This is a genomic window from Pseudidiomarina marina, assembly GCF_044807045.1.
GTDB lineage: Bacteria > Pseudomonadota > Gammaproteobacteria > Enterobacterales > Alteromonadaceae > Pseudidiomarina > Pseudidiomarina marina.
On sequence record NZ_CP085233.1, the window covers coordinates 1,158,109 to 1,176,229 of the forward strand.

The 18,121-nt window shown below is 46.4% G+C and carries 18 protein-coding genes; 7 read left to right on the forward strand and 11 right to left on the reverse strand.

The genetic code is table 11. The annotated features are described in order from the left end of the window. Positions 1–5: 5 nt before the first annotated feature. Complete coding sequence (gene waaA / locus LG272_RS05485; protein ID WP_404409934.1) at positions 6–2,024, forward strand: lipid IV(A) 3-deoxy-D-manno-octulosonic acid transferase; 2,019 nt, start codon at positions 6–8, stop codon at positions 2,022–2,024. A gap of 43 nt (positions 2,025–2,067) precedes the next feature. Here waaA and LG272_RS05490 read toward each other — a convergent pair whose 3' ends face one another. The 4 genes from LG272_RS05490 to mutY all read right to left on the reverse strand — a co-directional run bounded on the left by LG272_RS05490 (position 2,068) and on the right by mutY (position 5,993). Then, a complete protein-coding gene (locus LG272_RS05490) occupies positions 2,068–3,321 on the reverse strand; it encodes a glutamate-5-semialdehyde dehydrogenase (RefSeq protein ID WP_404409935.1) in 1,254 nt (417 codons plus the stop codon). Further along, positions 3,318–4,430 (reverse strand): glutamate 5-kinase, encoded by a 1,113-nt coding sequence (gene proB, locus LG272_RS05495; protein ID WP_404409936.1) that lies wholly within the window; start codon positions 4,428–4,430, stop codon positions 3,318–3,320. Before proB ends, LG272_RS05490 begins: the two co-directional genes overlap by 4 nt. Positions 4,431–4,617: 187 nt before the next feature. Continuing rightward, on the reverse strand, positions 4,618–4,890 hold the full coding sequence (locus LG272_RS05500; protein WP_126758378.1) for an oxidative damage protection protein: 273 nt from the start codon (positions 4,888–4,890) through the stop codon (positions 4,618–4,620). Positions 4,891–4,979: 89 nt separating this feature from the next. After that, positions 4,980–5,993: an A/G-specific adenine glycosylase gene (gene mutY / locus LG272_RS05505; RefSeq protein ID WP_404409937.1), complete on the reverse strand. Its 1,014-nt coding sequence runs from the start codon at positions 5,991–5,993 to the stop codon at positions 4,980–4,982. Positions 5,994–6,131: 138 nt separating this feature from the next. Between mutY and LG272_RS05510 the strand changes: the two genes are divergently transcribed. Further along, positions 6,132–7,214, forward strand: a complete 1,083-nt coding sequence (locus LG272_RS05510) for an OmpA family protein (protein ID WP_404409938.1) — start codon at positions 6,132–6,134, stop codon at positions 7,212–7,214. 121 nt (positions 7,215–7,335) lie between these two features. Beyond that, on the forward strand, positions 7,336–8,055 hold the full coding sequence (gene trmB, locus LG272_RS05515) for a tRNA (guanosine(46)-N7)-methyltransferase TrmB (RefSeq protein WP_241967959.1): 720 nt from the start codon (positions 7,336–7,338) through the stop codon (positions 8,053–8,055). An 11-nt stretch (positions 8,056–8,066) separates the two neighbouring features. Here trmB and hemW read toward each other — a convergent pair whose 3' ends face one another. Beyond that, positions 8,067–9,212 carry a radical SAM family heme chaperone HemW gene (gene hemW, locus LG272_RS05520; protein ID WP_404409939.1) on the reverse strand — a complete coding sequence of 382 codons (1,146 nt, stop codon included), beginning with the start codon at positions 9,210–9,212 and terminating at the stop codon, positions 8,067–8,069. Next, positions 9,209–9,805: an RdgB/HAM1 family non-canonical purine NTP pyrophosphatase gene (rdgB, locus tag LG272_RS05525; RefSeq protein WP_404409940.1), complete on the reverse strand. Its 597-nt coding sequence runs from the start codon at positions 9,803–9,805 to the stop codon at positions 9,209–9,211. The genes hemW and rdgB overlap by 4 nt, the downstream gene beginning before the upstream one ends. Before the next feature lie 73 nt (positions 9,806–9,878). On the opposite strand from rdgB, the gene LG272_RS05530 reads away from it, so the two are divergent. After that, on the forward strand, positions 9,879–11,618 hold the full coding sequence (locus LG272_RS05530) for a potassium/proton antiporter (protein WP_276567241.1): 1,740 nt from the start codon (positions 9,879–9,881) through the stop codon (positions 11,616–11,618). Positions 11,619–11,648: 30 nt separating this feature from the next. Here the strand turns inward: LG272_RS05530 and LG272_RS05535 are convergent, their stop codons facing one another. Genes LG272_RS05535 through LG272_RS05550 form a run of 4 tightly spaced genes read right to left on the reverse strand, consistent with a single transcriptional unit; the run spans position 11,649 to position 14,194 of the window. Then, on the reverse strand, positions 11,649–12,086 hold the full coding sequence (locus LG272_RS05535; RefSeq protein WP_404409941.1) for a DUF4426 domain-containing protein: 438 nt from the start codon (positions 12,084–12,086) through the stop codon (positions 11,649–11,651). After that, positions 12,083–12,634: a YggT family protein gene (locus LG272_RS05540; RefSeq protein ID WP_404409942.1), complete on the reverse strand. Its 552-nt coding sequence runs from the start codon at positions 12,632–12,634 to the stop codon at positions 12,083–12,085. The genes LG272_RS05535 and LG272_RS05540 overlap by 4 nt, the downstream gene beginning before the upstream one ends. Before the next feature lie 22 nt (positions 12,635–12,656). Then, positions 12,657–13,484, reverse strand: a complete 828-nt coding sequence (gene proC / locus LG272_RS05545; RefSeq protein ID WP_126758386.1) for a pyrroline-5-carboxylate reductase — start codon at positions 13,482–13,484, stop codon at positions 12,657–12,659. Next, on the reverse strand, positions 13,481–14,194 hold the full coding sequence (locus LG272_RS05550) for a YggS family pyridoxal phosphate-dependent enzyme (protein WP_404409943.1): 714 nt from the start codon (positions 14,192–14,194) through the stop codon (positions 13,481–13,483). The genes proC and LG272_RS05550 overlap by 4 nt, the downstream gene beginning before the upstream one ends. Before the next feature lie 34 nt (positions 14,195–14,228). On the opposite strand from LG272_RS05550, the gene LG272_RS05555 reads away from it, so the two are divergent. The 3 genes from LG272_RS05555 (at position 14,229) to tsaD (ending at position 17,472) form a co-directional block, all read left to right on the forward strand. Next, on the forward strand, positions 14,229–15,263 hold the full coding sequence (locus tag LG272_RS05555) for a type IV pilus twitching motility protein PilT (protein ID WP_126758388.1): 1,035 nt from the start codon (positions 14,229–14,231) through the stop codon (positions 15,261–15,263). A gap of 2 nt (positions 15,264–15,265) precedes the next feature. Then, entirely contained in the window at positions 15,266–16,381 is a 1,116-nt protein-coding gene (locus LG272_RS05560; RefSeq protein ID WP_404409944.1) for a PilT/PilU family type 4a pilus ATPase, read from the forward strand. Between the two features lie 62 nt (positions 16,382–16,443). Then, the gene (tsaD, locus tag LG272_RS05565; RefSeq protein WP_126758390.1) at positions 16,444–17,472 is read left to right on the forward strand and encodes a tRNA (adenosine(37)-N6)-threonylcarbamoyltransferase complex transferase subunit TsaD; all 1,029 of its coding nucleotides are present in this window, start codon (positions 16,444–16,446) and stop codon (positions 17,470–17,472) included. A gap of 8 nt (positions 17,473–17,480) precedes the next feature. On the opposite strand, the gene plsY is transcribed toward tsaD, so the two are convergent. Beyond that, positions 17,481–18,071, reverse strand: a complete 591-nt coding sequence (gene plsY, locus LG272_RS05570; protein WP_404409945.1) for a glycerol-3-phosphate 1-O-acyltransferase PlsY — start codon at positions 18,069–18,071, stop codon at positions 17,481–17,483. Positions 18,072–18,121 lie beyond the last annotated feature (50 nt).

Below are 18,121 nucleotides of genomic sequence, written 5' to 3' on the forward strand. Positions count from 1 at the left end.
CGCTAATGACTGTTTGGTATAAACTGCTTATTCGCTTTGCGACGCCATTGGTATTTATTTATCTCTGGTTGCGTGGAGCGAAGGCTTCGGCTTATCGAGAACGCTGGAGTGAGCGCCTCGCACTTCAGAAAATTCCGCCACAAGTTCGCGATGGCATTGTCATTCATTGTGTGTCAGTTGGCGAAACGGTAGCTGCCCGTGGGCTTATCGAACGTGTCTTACGCGCTTACCCGCATCTTTCGGTGACGTTGACATCAATGACACCGACAGCTGCGGAAATGGCGCTGAAGCTGTTTGGTGAGCGTGTCTTTCATAGTTACCTGCCGATTGATACACCCGGAGCAATGAAGCGGTTTGTGAGTAAACTTAATCCGCGCTTACTTATCGTGCTTGAAACCGAAGTGTGGCCGTGTTTGCTCGAGCAATGCCACCTGCGAAACATACCTGTTTTAGTTGTTAATGCTCGTATGTCGGAGCGGTCAGCAAAAAGCTATCAGAAATATGCTTGGCTACTTGGTCCAATCTGGCAGCGCGTGAACTTTATTGCTGCACAAACGAATGCGAGTGCTGAGCGCTTTGAAGCGCTTAAAGTACCGAATGATAAACTCGCTGTACGCGGAAATTTAAAGCACGATTTTCAGGTCAGCGATGAAATACATCAACAAGCTAAGAGCTGGCGCGATGAATTAAACCGACCGGTTCTTGTTGCCGCAAGCACTCACGATGGTGAAGATGCGCAAATTCTTGAAGCGTTTAGCTCGGTACTAGGGCAACATCCCAACGCACTGTTAATTATCGTGCCTCGTCATCCTGAGCGATTTGATTCAGTGGCTCGGTTAATAGAACAGCAGCAGTTTAGTTATGTGCGCCGCAGTACCGCGCAAACTGTACAACCATCTCATCAAGTTTTTCTTGCGGATTCAATGGGTGAGTTATTGTTATGGTACGCCGTGGCCGATGCTGCATTTGTTGGGGGGAGCCTGATTGAACGAGGTGGGCATAATCCACTTGAGCCAATCGCGACCCATACAGCAGTAATCTCCGGTCCGCATGTATTCAATTTTGATGAAATTTATCAGCGCTTAAAAGCGGTGGATGGTGTTCATATAGTTGCTGATGCAAAAGCGTTAGCCGCTGCGTGGAATGAATGGCTGGCTCACCCGCAGCAAGCTACGCAACATGCAAACCATGCATTTGATGAATTTGCCAACGATCAAGGCGCAACGGAAGCTATTTTACAGGATATTGAGCGCTTCGCGCCGTTTGCACGCAACGCCGAGAAAGTGAGGACGATGTCAATGATAAAAACAGCTAAGCCGAACGACAAAATGGAAATTTGGTATGACCCGAGCATTTTGGATGGTTGTACATCAGATCACTTTGATGCGAGTTTTTGGCAGAGTCAGAATAAAGTGAAGGGCTCGGCGACAGGGCGGAGCACAGCGTTCTTCGTGGATGCAGGAGAGCACGGTTTATTGTTACGGCATTATTATCGCGGTGGCCTGGTTGGAAAGGTGAATAAAGATCGCTTCAAACGTGAGCCAATTGCTAATAGTCGTGCCATGGCTGAGTTCTCGCTACTGCTGAAATTACGAGAGTTAGCACTTCCAGTGCCTCGGCCAGTTGCAGCTCGGTATGTAGAAGCACCAGTCTGGGGATATCGCGCTGATATCTTGGTTGAGGTTATTCCTAATGCGCAAGACCTATTCAAGTTACTACTGCAACGGTCTCTCACTGATTCAGAGTGGCAACAAGTTGGTAGAACAATACGTGAGTTGCACAGTGCAGGTGTTTATCATTCTGATTTGAACTGCCACAACATCATGCTCGATGATAACGGCAAGTGCTGGATTGTCGATTTTGATAAGTGTGGATTTAAAGCGGAAGGCGAATGGCGAGAAGCCAATCTACAACGTTTGCTACGTTCGTTTAATAAAGAACTAACCAAAGCAAAAGAAGCCAACCGAGCATTTCATTTTAATGAAACACGAGATTGGCCTCTTTTAGTCGATGCCTATAGCTAACGTGACTGCTTAAGGCGGTTACACGGCTACAGACGCGAGTAAATTACTCGCGAATTTGCCCAGTACCGGTCACCACGAACTTTTCAGTTGTCAGTGCCTGTAACCCCATTGGGCCGTATGCGTGCAATTTACTGGTAGAAATACCAATTTCAGCACCTAAGCCTAACTGACCGCCATCACTGAACCGTGAAGAAGCATTTGCCATTGTCACCGCTGAATCGACTTCACGAATAAAGCGGTCGGCAGCTTCTTTATTCTCAGTGACGATTACTTCAGTATGGCCACTGCCGAAGTGATGAATATGATCAAGTGCTTGGTCGAAATCCTTGACGGTTCTCACCGCAATTTCTAAAGCCAGATACTCTTCACCAAAAGCATCCTCTGCAATGACATCAGGACTATCAAAGTAAGATGCTGATGCATTGTCTGAATGAATGACAACGTTTTTCTCAGCCAAGGCTTTTGCTGCAACCGGTAAAAACTTCGGAGCGATATCTTGATGCACGACTAAACCTTCAAGCGCGTTACACACCCCTGTACGTTGAGTTTTACCATTCAGCAAGATATTGAGGGCTTTATCTAAATCCGCATCTTTATCAATATATAAATGGCATACGCCTTTGTAGTGCTGGATAACAGGGATTTTACTGTTATCACTGACAAAATGGATCAAGCCTTCGCCACCCCGAGGAATGACTAAATCAATGTACTTGTCTTGCTTGAGTAGCTCTGTCATCAAATCGCGATCAGGCGAAGGAACAACAGTAATAACGTCTTCTGGCAATTCGCTATCGCGAAGTGCTTGATGCAGTGCATCCGCTATAGCCTTACTCGTTTCTATGGCTTCTCGACCGCAACGTAAGATAACAGCGTTGCCAGATTTGAAACACAGAGCTCCAGCGTCGGCCGTCACATTCGGGCGTGCCTCATAAATCATGCAGATTACGCCTAGCGGAATACGCATTTTATCGACCTGAATACCATTTGGGCGAGTCTCAAAATGTTTGCGTTCACCAACTGGATCGGAGAGTTCGATTATCTCCTCAATGGCGCTCGCCATGCCCTCAATGCGCTCATCATTCAGTTGCAACCGGTCAAGCATCGCTTCTGATAAGCCTTTTTCTTTCCCCGCAGCCATGTCTTTTTCATTAACCGCTAAGATAGTGCTTTTCGCTGCGCGAATGGCATCAGCCATACGCTGCAATACTTGATTCTTTTTAGCTTCTGATAAATTGGCGACTGCGCGGGCAGCAACTGCTGCGCGTTGTGAAATTTGTTCAGCTAACTGAGTACTCATTCGTCCTCCAGTATCATTAAATCATTACTTTCTATTACTTCTGAGATTGGGCTGTAGCCATACGCTTCGGCTATATCACTAATTTCTTGCCCTTTGATATGCATTAGTTCGTGTGAGCTGTATTGGCAGATACCTTTGCCAATAGCCTCGGCTGTACTCCCGCTACGAATCACAACGGCATCGCCGCGATTGAAGTCGCCCTGAACGTCGACAATGCCACTCGTTGTTAACGACTCTCCGCGGCTAAGCGCTACTGCAGATTCTTCGTCAATAACGAGCTCGCCTTGTGAAATTAACGTATGCCGTAACCAATGTTTTTTATTGCTCATCGGATCTTGCTGGCGCTTGAACAATGTTCCAGGATTTTGGCCCTGTAATAAGTGTTCGAAGGTTTCTCCTTTGCGGCCGTTAACGATGTACGTATCAATACCATGAGAGGTGGCTTTTTCAGCTGCCTCAATCTTGGTACGCATACCACCCGTTGCAATTTTATTTGTGGTTCCACCGGCTAATGCAAAAATTTCCTCGGTAATTTCATTTACCTCTGGAATTTTTTTCGCATCGGGTTTTACTCGCGGATCGGCATCAAACAAGCCATCTATGTCAGAACAAATGAACAATGCATCGGCGTCTACAAGGGTCGCTACCATTGCAGCCAGGTTATCATTATCGCCTACCTTCATTTCGTCGGTAGCTAATGCATCGTTCTCATTCACGATGGGTAATACATCGTGTTCTAACAATGTGCGAAGGGTGTTTCGAACACTGACATAGCGAGCGCGATCGCGTAAATCACCGTGGGTCATCAAAACCTGTGCGCACGGGAAGTCAAAAAACCGCGACCAGTTGGCCATCATGTCGTTTTGTCCAACAGCAGCCATCGCTTTTTTTATGGTCACCGGAAGCTTGTCGCCATCGAAACTAATATGTTTTCTGCCCGCTGCAGCACTACCTGATGAAACGAGGACGATTTCTTGTCCGCGTTCGTGACACTCAATAATAAATCGAGCGATAGCTAATAAGTATTTACTGCTCGTTCCTGTATCGTCTGGCGCAATCAACGCACTGCCGACTTTTAGAACAGCACGTTGCCAGGAAGGCATTTCCATAACTTCTCCCTCTTGAAAAATTCGTATGTAGTCTAACAGATTTGGGGTGCTTTCTCTAGTTCAGAGGGATAAGTGAAGGAAATGCCCACTATATAAGGCATAAGATAAGGAAATAGGGCTTTAGTGAAATGAAACTTTACTTTTTATAAACATTAAAAACCCCGCAAAGCGGGGTTTTTAGAGGTGTTTATTTTGTGGGTGGGGTGTAGCCTTCAATATCTACTTCTTTGCCTTCAAATAAGAAAGCTTTCATTTGTTCTTCAAGAAAACTTCTAGCTTGCGGGTCCATAAGATTTAAACGCTTTTCGTTAATCAACATGGTTTGTTTCTTTTGCCACTCAGCCCATGCTTCCTTTGAAATGCTATTAAAGATTTTCTCACCAAGCTCACCTGGATAGAGTTGAAAGTCTAAACCTTCAGCTTCTTTCTTCAGGTATTCACAATATACGGTACGGCTCATGACAACCTCATTCGGCTTTAAATTAGAGGATTATTTTACGGTGCCGATGTCAGTGAATGCAAACTTACTGACGCTTTAATTGCTGATAGTTATGTACGCAACGTATTAAGATATTTACGAATTGGGGTAGGTAATCCATAGTTATCCAATTGCTCTAACGGTATTCGTACGCCACCTTGTGCTACGGGCTGCGAGAAAACCAGTGCCTCGAGCTTATAATGTGAAAACACATGTTTAAAGCTTCCGTGAAGATGTGCTTTTTCTAATGGTTCTAATACTTCTGGTAGACACCATAGTCGAGGCCATATGCCGTCACCTGAGCGTTGCGTTAGCATCACACCCTCATCAGATAGGTCGAGCAAGAAATAGCCATGACGCGTTGGTATTTTTTTCTTTGCTTTTTTCTCAGGAAGAACTTGGGTGCGATTTGTTGCATAGGCATTACAGCTGGTTTTTATTGGACACCTTTGACAATCCGGGGACCGAGGCGTACAGATGGTCGCGCCGAGATCAAGTAGTGCTTGAGCATAGCGGCGATTGTCGGCTTTTGGTGTGTACTTTTCTGCATACGACCAAATTGTTCTGTTGGTTTTTGCTGACGAAATGTCGCCTTCAATACCAAAATAGCGACTGAATAGTCGCTTAACATTTCCATCGACTAGCGCAGCTGGTTTATTAAAAGCAAACGCCGAAATTGCGCCGGCGGTATAAGGTCCAACACCGGGAACTTCTCTGAGTTCGTCAATATTATCGGGTAGTTGCCCGTTCATTTCTTGCACAACAAACTTTGCCGCTTTATGCAAGTTTCTGGCACGCGAGTAATACCCCAGTCCCTGCCATTGAGTCATCACCTCATCTTCGGAAGCATCGGCCAATGCTACGACAGTGGGAAAATGTTGTAGCCAACGCTCAAAGTAAGGGATGACAGTAGCCACCTGAGTTTGTTGCAACATGAGCTCGCTAACTAAAACGCGATATGGCGTTACATCCTGTTGCCAGGGTAAGTCATTCCGACCATGTGTTTTTTGCCATAAAGTTAAGGTTTCACTGAACTCTACGGGATCAATCGGCGTAGTAGTGGGGCTAGAAGTCTTATCAATCATGAAATTTTTGTAAGTTATTGGTTAAAAAAGTCGCAAAAAATCGGTAAATCCCCGTTGAATCAGGCTTTTTTCCTGCATTTGTACTATAATGCAGCCACGTTCGTAAATCGGCCTATGAGAAAACACAAGGAGCATCTCATGAAACGGTTATCAATGGTATCAGCAGCAGTCATTTCTTCATTAATGGCTGCACCAGTTATGGCATTCCAAGGCGATGAGCCGGGTAGCATTTATGTTGGTCCGCGCATTGGGGTGTTCGGCACAGACTCTGACCGTCGTGTTATCGAAAATAATCAAGTGCAAACATTTGGTGGTGGTTTCGATTCACTCATGGGTGGTTTAGAGCTTGGCTATCAGTTTACCCCAGAGTGGGGTTATCGTGTTTACTATGATTACCTGCGTGGTGATCTAGAGACTTCTAGCGACGACTCTACTGGTAGTGCATACGGTGTGGATTTAATTTATAACTTCACCTCGAATTTTTATGGTGCGGTAGGTATTAACTCAACTGAATTCAGTGATATTAGCAACCGTTTCTTACGTGTTGGTGCGGGTTATAAAGAGTTTTTGAATGACAACTGGGCCATCTCTTTCGAAGGCGCAGTGCAGCAAAGCGACGGTGACCTTACCGAGTTTATGTTGATGACAGGGCTTCGCTATTATTTTGGCGGCGCATCAGAGTCTACTTATACCAAACCGGAGCCGGCTCCAGCACCTGAGCCTGAACCAGCTCCAGCTGCTCCGGCTGTCGTTGATTCAGACGGTGATGGCGTTAATGACGATATGGATAAATGCCCAAATACACAGGCTGGCTTCAAAGTTGATGCTGACGGTTGTGTTATGTACGCCAACGAAACGGTCACTCGCGAATTGGTTGTAACATTTGCGCTGAATTCAGACGAAATTCCTGATTCTCAGAAATCGGATATTCGTGAAACAGCTGAGTTTTTGAAAGAGTACCCACAGCTAGATGTCGTTATTGAAGGTCATACTGACGATACTGGTGCGGCAACGTACAATCAGCAATTATCTGAACGTCGTGCGAAGGCTGTTGGTGATAGCTTGGTGAATGATTTTGGTATTGCTGCTTCTCGTGTAACAACAGAAGGTTACGGTGAGAGCCGTCCGAAATATCCAAACAATTCAGCAGAAAATCGTGCGAAGAATCGCCGTATTGAAGCTGTTATGTCTGTGACTAAACAGGTTCCTGTAAAAGAATAATTTAACTATTCTGTAGAAGATAAAGGCACGCCAAACTTGCGTTTGGCGTGCCTTTTTGCATAATGAGCACCGCAAATTTAAACTTATCTTATTCATTATTCGCGCACCACAACGTAGAGGCATCATGAGCTCCGAGAATTTAGAAAAAGCCCAAGCTGAGGGAAAGTACATTCGTAAAATCCGCAGCTTTGTAAAGCGCGAAGGCCGTTTAACCAAAGGTCAGGCAGCCGCTCTTGAGCGCAGTTGGCCAAAGATGGGATTAACCCATGACCAAGGTATGCTTGATCTCGAGCAAGTCTTTGAGCGCCAAGCGCCAACTGTGCTGGAAATTGGTTTTGGCATGGGAAAATCATTGGTCGCTATGGCGCAAGCTGCACCAGAAAAGAACTTTATTGGCATTGAAGTACATCGACCTGGTGTTGGCGCATGCTTAATGGATGCTGAAGATGCAGGTCTCGAGAACTTGCGTGTGTTTGAACATGATGCAGTGGAAGTTCTCGAAGATTGTATTGCCGATGGAAGCTTAGCGACGGTGCAGGTTTTCTTTCCAGACCCCTGGCACAAAAAGCGTCATCACAAGCGGCGTCTTATTCAACCTGAGTTTGTTGAATTGCTACGCCGGAAGTTGGCCATTGGGGGTGTTCTGCACTTGGCAACCGACTGGGAAAACTACGCCGAACATATGTTAGAGGTAATGAATGCGGCGCGCTGTTGGCGCAATTTATCAGCAAACAATACCTACATTCCAAGACCTGCCGAGCGCCCGCTAACAAAATTTGAGCAGCGCGGCGAACGTCTTGGTCATGGCGTTTGGGATATGAAATTTGAACGAGTTGAATAACTCGCTCGGGATCATACCAATAAATCCAATACGCTATTGAGATAACGCCTACCAAGTTGGGTCGTTTCCCAATAGCGCCCTTTATCGACGACGAGATGCTTTTGTAGCGCTTCTTCTAGAAGCTGGTCAGCAATTGAACATGGTAAACCAGTGAAGTCTTCAAAAGCTGATTTAGGCACCGGCTCAAGTAATCGAAAATAATTCATAAAAAACTCGAAAGGGCGCTCATCTGCCGTAACAAGCCATTGTCGATATCGTAATGGCCGAGTTAAATCGAGATACCCCTGTGGGTGCTTTATTTTTTCACAACGAATAATTTCCCCCGTTGTGGGTATCGTAATCTTACTGTGTGCGCCGCATCCTATTCCGAGGTAGTCACCAAACATCCAATAGTTACGGTTGTGTTTACTTTGGTGCCCGTTTTTAGCGTACGCACTCACCTCGTACTGTTGGTAACCAGCTGCGATTAATTTTTCATGCCCCTGTTCTTGAATTGCCCATAATTCATCATCTTCGGGTAGTTGCGGAGGTCGGCTTGCAAACGCGGTATTAGGTTCAATGGTCAACTGATACCAAGATATATGCGGTGGATTAAGCTCGATAACGCCCTCTAAATCAGCCATCGCATCCTTAAGTGATTGACCGGGAAGTCCATGCATTAGGTCAAGGTTAAAGCTTTTCAGCGGCAAGGAGGAGGCGTGAGCGGCAGCTGCTATTGCTTGTTGTGGGTCATGAATTCTGCCTAAGGCTTCAAGCTGCTCATGCTGGAGACTTTGCACGCCGATCGAAAGTCGCGTCACGCCCGCATCTACAAAGCCGGAAAAACGTTCAGTTTCAAACGTACCAGGATTAGCTTCCAAGGTGATTTCGCAGTTTGCTTCGAGTGGTATTTGTTTCGCGATGCCGTCTAGAAGTTGCTTGATGCTATTCGCGCGAAATAAACTGGGTGTCCCGCCTCCAATAAATATGCTCGTGAGCTCTCGTCCTTGAACCCAAGCTAAGTCAGCACGCAGGTCATCCAATAGGCGCGCAACATAGGTTGTTTCGGGAATATCGTGTTTTAAGGCATGTGAGTTAAAGTCACAATAGGGACATTTTTGTATGCACCAAGGAATGTGAACGTACAATGACAATGGTGGCAGTTTTAACTGGCTCATAGAGATGCCTGCAATTGCGCGACAAACTGGCGTAGAGCTTTACCACGGTGACTTAATTGCTGTTTCTGCTCGGTACTAAGCTGAGCTGCTGTGCAGTGGAGATCGGGGAGCCAAAATATCGGGTCATAGCCAAAGCCCTGTTCACCGCGAGGTGCTGCTGCAATTATTCCATCCCAGCGACCATGACAAATAATAGGAGTCGGGTCATTAGCGTGACGTAAGTATGCGAGAACACAATGAAAACTCGCGTGACGTTCTGCTTCTGGAGTGTCCTTTAATGCGCTGAGTAATTTATTGATATTATCTTGATCGGTGCAACCTGGACCTGCATAGCGAGCTGAGTAAATTCCAGGTGCGCCTTGCAGTGCCGCAACAGCTAAACCTGAATCGTCAGCCAATGCTGGAAGACCGGTGTGTTGCGCTGCATGACGTGCTTTTAGAATGGCGTTTTCAACAAAGGTTAAACCGGTCTCTTCGGCTTCAGCAAAGTTCCATTGTGACTGTGGTTTTACCTGCCAACCTAATGGTTTTAAAAGCCCCTCTAATTCGGCTACTTTACCTTTATTACCAGTTGCTAAGACTAATTCATGCATGAACTTTTCACCCGTAATTTGTATTTGCCTGTTATTATACGGGTCAAGGGCATCGTGACCAAGGAGAGAAAATTTGGCCAGCATTACTGGAATCATGCTGTTGATGGGATCGCTGTTGTTAATCAGCATACTCGCAGCTGTCGTCTCTAATCGACTCGGCGCACCACTGCTACTCACATTTCTGGTGGTTGGCATGCTGGCGGGTGAAGAAGGCGTGCTCGGCATTGAATTTAGTAATCCTGAAGTAGCATTTTTTATTGGCTCACTAGCTCTGGTGATCATTCTCTTTGATGGTGGTATGCGAACACATAAAGAGCGTTTTCGTGTCGCTTTGTGGCCGGCGATTAGTTTGGCGACCGTGGGTGTTGCACTAACTTGTGCAATCACCGCCGCCGGAGTGGTTTGGTTGTTTGATTTACCCTGGCCAACAGCACTTCTCATCGGTGCCATTCTAAGTTCAACCGACGCCGCCGCCGTATTCAGTATTTTTCAGTCTCAGAACCTACGTATAAAGCAGCGGGTCGCCTCAACGCTCGAAATCGAATCGGGAACTAACGATCCGATGGCGATTATTCTGACCATGACCTTAACTTCAATTATTGCATCAGCTGAGAGTTTTTCATTGGCTTGGATAAGCCTTGATGTTGTTCAACAGGTTGTTATCGGCTATTTGGCCGGTTGGATAGGTGGGCGAGCATTTGTTTGGATGGCACAAAAAATTTCAGTGCAGTTTTCCTTTTTCCCATTGCTAGCGGCAGCATTTGCCGTCGTTATTTTTGCGATCGCGTCGGGCATTGGTGGTAGTGGTTATTTGGCTGTGTACTTAATGGGATACAAGATAGGCAACTCCCGTTTGCCGCAACTACCGCATATCTTACAAGTACAAGATGGTTTGGCTTGGCTCAGTCAAATCATGATGTTTTTGATATTAGGGTTACTGGTGACCCCATCTCACCTTATGGAGCACTGGACGCTTTCGCTGAGTGTTGCCGTATTGATGATATTCGTGGCGCGTCCATTGGCTGTTTTAGTGAGTCTAATTCCTTTCGTGTTCCCTTGGCGTGAACAAGTATTTATCAGTTGGGTGGGATTACGTGGAGCTGTTCCGATCATTTTGGCGCTGTATCCTTGGTTGACTGGTGTGCCAAATCAAGAACTCTATTTCGACATTGCGTTTATGGTGGTGATGGTGTCATTAATTGTTCAAGGTTGGTCGTTAGCGCCAATGGCGCGCTGGTTGGGGCTTGAAGTGCCTGCGCCAGCGGAGCCTGACCGTCGCATGCCGTTAGATCGTTTGGGCAGTAAAGATCCAATGGAAGTATGGGCTTATCAGATTAGTGAACGCTCACCGGCTTGCGATCATCGGTGGGATGAGCTGCGTTGGAATGTTGATGTCGAGTTTGTCGGGATCATTCGCGAAGGTGAGTGGCTATTGCCGAAAAGCCAGCCGGTTTTGGAAGAGGGCGATACAGTGATTGTTGTCGCTAAGCTGGAGCATGTTGATGCTATTAGCCGAGTTCTTGCCGCCGGAGGCAAGGCAACTGAATTGCAAAGCAGCGAATTCTTCGGTGACTTCACTTTACGTGGCGATCTATTAATGCAAGATGTTGCCGGCTTCTACCCAGTTGGCCAACTGGATACCAAATTGCTGGCTATGTCACTACACGATTACTTCACACAGAAGTTCCATCGTCGCGTTGTTATTGGTGACCAATTACAACTTGGGTTGGTTTTGCTGACCGTGCGCGAAGTCACTGATGATGGGTTTATCCGGCAGGTGGGTGTCAAGTTACTTGAAGAGAAGGCCAACTAGTTCGTTGGCCTCGATTTATCTTTGCAAATCTTAGTTGCTCCAAAACTCTTTGTGGAAGCGCAACTCTTGCGTTTGATTACCTTGTTTAATCGTTATAAAAAAACGCAACGTTTCGAGATTAGAGAAACGCGTTTGAGCAAGATAATATACCGCATCGCCTTCAATGACTTCGTTGAATTCTAGGGTTTGCTGCTGACTCAACGGGTTCATGACATAACCTGAAATTTCAACTTGCTGTGCTGGTTTACCGGCTACCGTCGCATCTAATACTGAAATATTCAACGTCGCTAGTGTCTCACTACGCGAAAGCTGGTATTGCTTTGCCATTTCAGGACGTAGCAAGGTCGAATTAAAAGCATTGTAATGCACTTCCCAAGGCCCGAGGCGCTTGCTTTGTTCTGCCTTCACATCGCTGACACCAACCACAACAAGCAAGGCAGTTAAGATACTGATAATAATGTGTTTCATAACCCCATTCCTATGCCAAAGAGGTTGCTTAGCAAGATACGTACAAATTGAATCGCAACAATCAAAACCAACACTGACAGGTCGAGGCCACCAATAGGCGGGATAACTCGACGAATTGGCGCCAAGAATGGCTGCGTAAGCTGCTCAATCATCGCCATCATTGGGTTGTATCCACGATTAAACCAACTCATGATCGCCATGATGATCACCAACCAAAACAGCAATGAAAGGAACTGGAATACCACAACAGCCAGGCCCATGAGTAAGGTATCGCTGAACATCGGCGTCATTCCTGCCGCGATATTGGAAAGTACAAGAATTTTACCAATGCCGACCAAGTAGGCGAGAACGAGGCTCGCAATATCCCACTGACCAACCATGGGCAGAAAGCTGCGCAGCGGTTTAATAATGGGGTTCGTGACTTTTACCACAAACTGACTCATTGGATTAAAATAATCAGCTCGCGCAGCCTGCATCCATATGCGCAGCAGCACAACAATCAGGAACAAATCAAAGACAATCTCGACCAAAAAGCGTAACGCGTTCATATAGGTTCTCTAAATAATTTAATTAAAACAGTTTAGCCATTTCTTGGTTGCGCTGCACAGCTGCTTTTACTGCTTGACCGGAAATGTCATCAATATCTGCGGCTTGATAAACTTCGATGCCTTTGGCCGTCGATCCGCCCTTGCTGGTCACCTGTTTGCGTAACTCTTCGAGCTCAAGCTCACTAGCGATAGCCATTTCAGCGGCACCCAAAGCGGTTTGTTGCACCATCTGCCGCGCTTTGTCACGATCAAATCCAAGTGCGGTTGCCGCCTTTTGTAAACTTGCCATAAACTCAAAAAAGTAAGCAGGACCGCTACCTGCAACCGCGCCAAGAATATCTAACTGATCTTCGTCAGCTACCCACAATGTCGCGCCGACGCCATCAAATGCCTCGGTGATAAATGCTTTATCGGCCTCTGAAACGCGATCGTCAGCAACCAAACCCGACATGCCTTTGCCAACTAATGAAGGCGTGTTGGGCATGACACGAATCATACGAATGTCATCCCCTAAGTATTGGCGATACTTCTCAATACGAATACCAGCAGCAATGGTCACAATGAGCTTTTCAGAAAGATTAGAAACTTGTTTCTTCAATGCAGCACAAACGTCGGCCATGAGCTGAGGTTTCACTGATAGCACAATGACGTCCGCCGCTTCAGCGACCACTTGATTATCTTGACTGGTGTGTACGTTTAAGGAGCTTTTCAGTTTCTCGAGTTTTTCTGGACTTGGATTACTGACATAAATTTTATCGCTGGGATAACCGCTTTTGACCATGCCTCCAACAATGCTTTGAGTCATATTTCCAGCGCCGATAAAGGCGATATTACGAGGCGAAGTTGTCATGCAGGGTCTCCTGTATTTTTTGGTGTATTTACTCGAGCGCCAAACACTGCTGTGCCAATTCGTATCATGGTTGCTCCAGCCGCAACCGCATAGGGCCAGTCAGCGCTCATACCCATCGATAAGGTATCTACTTGTTTATATTGGGACTGTAACTCTAAAAACAACCGCTGCATTGCAGCGAAACTTGAAGCTGAAGCACTCGGTTCGGATTGCACCGCCGGTATGGTCATTAGCCCGCGCAGCTGTATTTGTGGAAGGTCATTGATAACGGCGGCGAGCTCGGCAACCTCTTCGGGCGCTACACCGGCTTTTGCTTGGTCATCATCGATATTGACTTGAATGAGAACATTTAACGGTGGCATTTCTGCTGGGCGTTGTTGCGCTAAACGACGCGCGATTTTTGCGCGATCAACACTATGAACCCACGCAAAATGCTCGGCGATATCTCGCGTTTTGTTCGATTGAATTGGGCCAATAAAATGCCAAGTGATGTCGTACTCTGACAATTGCATAATCTTTGCAATTGCTTCTTGAACATAGTTTTCACCAAAATCACGTTGTCCAACATGATACGCAGAAGCAATATCTGCCGCGGGTTTGGTTTTACTCACCGCAATTAATTTCACGCTATTTTGCTTACGTTGGTATTGTTCACAGACGCGAGCAATTTCATTACGGACTTCTTTTATGCGTTCAGCTATGCTATTCATCAATTGCTAAAACTCACTTACAAGAGGCTGTTATATGGATATCACTGAGTTACTCAGTTTCGCTGTTAAACATAAATCGTCAGACTTACATTTATCAGCTGATTCGCCTCCTATGATACGGGTAGACGGTGACGTTCGTAAAATAAATATCCCAGCGCTAAGCCACAAGCAGGTGCAAGAGCTGGTATACGACATCATGAACGACCGCCAGCGTAAAGAATACGAACAAAACTTAGAATGCGACTTCTCGTTTGAAGTTCCTGATTTAGCCCGTTTTCGTGTTAACGCATTCGTGCAGAATCGTGGTGCTGGCGCTGTATTTCGAACCATTCCAAGTGAGGTGCTCACCTTGGAACAGTTGGGTGCGCCAGAGATATTCAAGACTATTTCAGATAATCCGCGTGGTTTAGTGTTGGTTACAGGGCCAACAGGTTCAGGTAAGTCGACAACATTAGCGGCCATGATCGATTACGTTAATGAAAATAAATATCATCATATTTTAACCATCGAAGATCCGATTGAATTTGTGCACAAAAACAAGCGTAGCCTGATTAACCAGCGGGAAGTGCACCGTGATACACACAGTTTTAATAACGCACTGCGCTCTGCATTACGTGAAGACCCTGATGTGATACTTGTGGGTGAGATGCGTGATCTTGAAACAATCCGCCTAGCAATGACCGCCGCAGAAACCGGTCACTTGGTGTTTGGTACCCTACACACCACGTCAGCGCCGAAAACCATTGACCGTATTGTTGATGTGTTTCCTGGCGACGAGAAACCGATGATTCGCTCAATGTTGTCCGAATCATTACGCGCAGTTATTTCGCAAACGCTACTGAAGAAAGTCGGTGGCGGTCGTGTTGCTGCGCACGAAATCATGATTGCGACTTCAGCCATTAAAAACCTCATTCGTGAAGATAAAATTGCGCAAATGTATTCGTCGATTCAAACCGGTGCGGCGCATGGTATGCAAACATTAGACCAATGCTTGCAGAATCTGTTGAACCAAGGCCTCGTTTCTCGTGCCGATGCGAAGGCCAAAGCCGCGAACAAGGACTCATTCTAATCATGGTTCTAGATAAACTTTTAAAAATAATGGTGGAACGCAATAGCTCGGATTTATTTATCTCCGCGGGCTTACCGCCAAGTGCAAAAATTAATGGTGAATTGACACCGTTGACCGAACAAAGACTCAGTGACAATGCGGCGCTAGCTATTGTCAAAGAAGCGTTGGGTGTTAAACATCTGAATGAGTTCATGGATGAAAAGGAAGCCAACTTTGCGATATTTCGTGAAGGTATCGGCCGCTTTCGGGTGAGTGCATTTTGGCAACGCCAACGTGCGGGAATGGTGGTCCGTCGTATTGTTACCGAAATTCCAACAGTGGAAGAGCTGAAGCTACCAGAAGTACTGACTAAGCTAATTATGAATAAACGTGGATTAATGCTGGTAGTCGGTGCCACAGGCTCCGGTAAATCGACCACGTTGGCAGCATTGATCGGTTATCGAAACCAGCATTCGAAAGGTCACATTTTAACAATTGAAGATCCCGTCGAATTTGTTCATGAACACGCGAAGTCAATGATCACGCAACGGGAAGTCGGCAGTGATACGGAATCGTTTGAAGCCGCGTTGAAAAGCTCATTGCGTCAAGCGCCTGACGTCATCTTGGTGGGTGAAATTCGCTCGCAAGAAACTATGGAGTACGCACTTACCTTCGCGGAAACCGGTCATTTATGTGTGGCCACACTGCACGCTAACAACGCCAACCAAGCGATTGAACGCATCATGCACATGGTACCTAAGGAAAAAATCGGCAAGTTGATGTTTGACTTGTCTTTGAACCTCCGCGGTATCGTCGCGCAACAGTTAATTCCAACCATTGACGGTGGGCGTGTCGCAGCAATTGAAATCTTATTAAATAGCCCGATTGTTGCGGAAAAAATTGCAACCAATGATATGGGTGAAATTAAAGAGATAATGGCGAAATCGCGCGAGCTTGGTATGCAAACCTTTGACCAAGCACTATTCGACCTCTACAAAGCTGGTCGTATTAGTTATGACGAAGCCTTGCGTCATGCTGACGCGCCAAACGATTTGCGCTTGCGTATTAAACTGAGTGGCGATAGTAATGCAAGTGATGATGACAGCGCTTTGCAGGGAGCAACGGTTGATCTCGACTGACTTTGACGAAAATCTGGGGTAAACTGTGCGCCGTTTTTTACACCAGATTTTTGAGGCTTGTCATGCGTGTACTTGGAATAGAAACCTCCTGTGATGAAACCGGTATTGCTATCTACGATACCGAGCATGGCTTGTTGGCTCATCAGTTGTATTCACAAGTTAAGTTGCACGCTGATTACGGTGGTGTGGTGCCAGAGCTGGCATCGCGCGACCATGTTCGTAAAACCCTACCGCTTATTCAAGCGGCTTTAACCCAAGCGAATTTACAACCTCAAGACATTGATGGCGTTGCCTACACCGCAGGGCCAGGGCTCGTTGGGGCCTTGTTAGTGGGCTCATGTATTGGTCGCAGCTTAGCCTTTGGTTGGAATGTGCCGGCAATTGCAGTGCACCATATGGAAGGGCACTTATTAGCGCCGATGCTCGAAGAAAACCCGCCAGAATTTCCATTTGTTGCTTTATTAGTCTCTGGTGGACATACCCAGCTAGTTCAAGTCGATGGTATTGGCAAATATACATTGTTGGGAGAGTCAGTTGATGATGCTGCTGGTGAGGCTTTCGATAAGACCGCCAAGTTGATGGGACTCGATTATCCCGGTGGGCCACGGCTGGCGAAAATGGCCGAGCAAGGGTTACCCAATAAATACAAGTTTCCACGACCAATGACCGACCGTCCTGGGCTTGATTTCTCCTTTAGCGGATTAAAAACCTTTGCCGCGAATACCATTGCGAGTACCGATGGTTCGCCGCAACAACTGGCGGACGTCGCCCGAGCATTTCAGGATGCGGTGGTTGATACGTTGGTGATTAAATGTCGCCGTGCGCTAGAGCAGACCGGCCTAAAACGACTGGTTATTGCTGGTGGCGTGAGTGCAAACAAACATTTACGGGAGCAGCTAGCAGACTTTGCACAACGCATTGGTGGGCAAGTATTCTTTCCTCGACCTGAATTTTGTACTGATAATGGGGCGATGATCGCTTTTGCTGGTGCTCAGCGCTTGCTTGCAGGTGAACGTACGGATATTAAAGTAAAAACGTTCCCGCGTTGGCCTCTAGCTGAACTATCTGAACCGAGTGGTGCCTCATCGTAACTCGGTTTTTAATCGTTGCGACGAGTACGCTGTTCTTGTCCGCTACGTAATCGAACAATATTAGATTGATGGCGCCACATGATTAATACTGAGATCATAATCACTGGCACCGTGTACTGCGGTTTTATCCAGAACGCATAGAACGGTGCAAGACTTACCGTAACGAGTGCAGCCATAGATGACACCCGACTAATTCGAAAAACCACCAACCAAGTTGCAATGAGTAATAAAGCCATTTCCCATGCTACGGGGAACATTGCGCCAAGTGCTGTGGCGACGGCTTTACCACCGCGAAAGTGAAAGTAGAGTGGGAAAATGTGTCCCAGACAGGCCGCGACGGCGATGATACCGAGGTAAAACGGTTCAATCCCCAGAAAATAAGAGCCCCATACCGGAATCATACCTTTGAGCACATCAAACCATAAGGTTAAAGCGGCAGGAATCTTTCCGCCTAGGCGATAAACGTTGGTGGCACCTGGATTATTGGAGCCGGAAGTTCGTGGATCGGGCAGGCCAAACAAGCGACAAATAAGCACCGCACTACTAATCGAGCCGAACAAATAGGCTGATATGATCGCTAATATTATCAGGGCACCCATAGCTGGCTCACTTAAGTTGGTTCACTTATCTTGTCATTAAAACACGTGCT

Bases quoted from the DNA above. Each gene is read 5' to 3' on its own strand.
- waaA (WP_404409934.1), top strand. From the start codon at position 6: ATGACTGTTTGGTATAAACTGCTTATTCGCTTTGCGACGCCATTGGTA.
- LG272_RS05490 (WP_404409935.1), bottom strand. From the start codon at position 3,321: ATGAGTACTCAGTTAGCTGAACAAATTTCACAACGCGCAGCAGTTGCT.
- proB (WP_404409936.1), bottom strand. From the start codon at position 4,430: ATGGAAATGCCTTCCTGGCAACGTGCTGTTCTAAAAGTCGGCAGTGCG.
- LG272_RS05500 (WP_126758378.1), bottom strand. From the start codon at position 4,890: ATGAGCCGTACCGTATATTGTGAATACCTGAAGAAAGAAGCTGAAGGT.
- mutY (WP_404409937.1), bottom strand. From the start codon at position 5,993: ATGATTGATAAGACTTCTAGCCCCACTACTACGCCGATTGATCCCGTA.
- LG272_RS05510 (WP_404409938.1), top strand. From the start codon at position 6,132: ATGAAACGGTTATCAATGGTATCAGCAGCAGTCATTTCTTCATTAATG.
- hemW (WP_404409939.1), bottom strand. From the start codon at position 9,212: ATGAGCCAGTTAAAACTGCCACCATTGTCATTGTACGTTCACATTCCT.
- rdgB (WP_404409940.1), bottom strand. From the start codon at position 9,805: ATGCATGAATTAGTCTTAGCAACTGGTAATAAAGGTAAAGTAGCCGAA.
- LG272_RS05535 (WP_404409941.1), bottom strand. From the start codon at position 12,086: ATGAAACACATTATTATCAGTATCTTAACTGCCTTGCTTGTTGTGGTT.
- LG272_RS05540 (WP_404409942.1), bottom strand. From the start codon at position 12,634: ATGAACGCGTTACGCTTTTTGGTCGAGATTGTCTTTGATTTGTTCCTG.
- proC (WP_126758386.1), bottom strand. From the start codon at position 13,484: ATGACAACTTCGCCTCGTAATATCGCCTTTATCGGCGCTGGAAATATG.
- LG272_RS05550 (WP_404409943.1), bottom strand. From the start codon at position 14,194: ATGAATAGCATAGCTGAACGCATAAAAGAAGTCCGTAATGAAATTGCT.
- LG272_RS05555 (WP_126758388.1), top strand. From the start codon at position 14,229: ATGGATATCACTGAGTTACTCAGTTTCGCTGTTAAACATAAATCGTCA.
- LG272_RS05560 (WP_404409944.1), top strand. From the start codon at position 15,266: ATGGTTCTAGATAAACTTTTAAAAATAATGGTGGAACGCAATAGCTCG.
- tsaD (WP_126758390.1), top strand. From the start codon at position 16,444: ATGCGTGTACTTGGAATAGAAACCTCCTGTGATGAAACCGGTATTGCT.
- plsY (WP_404409945.1), bottom strand. From the start codon at position 18,071: ATGGGTGCCCTGATAATATTAGCGATCATATCAGCCTATTTGTTCGGC.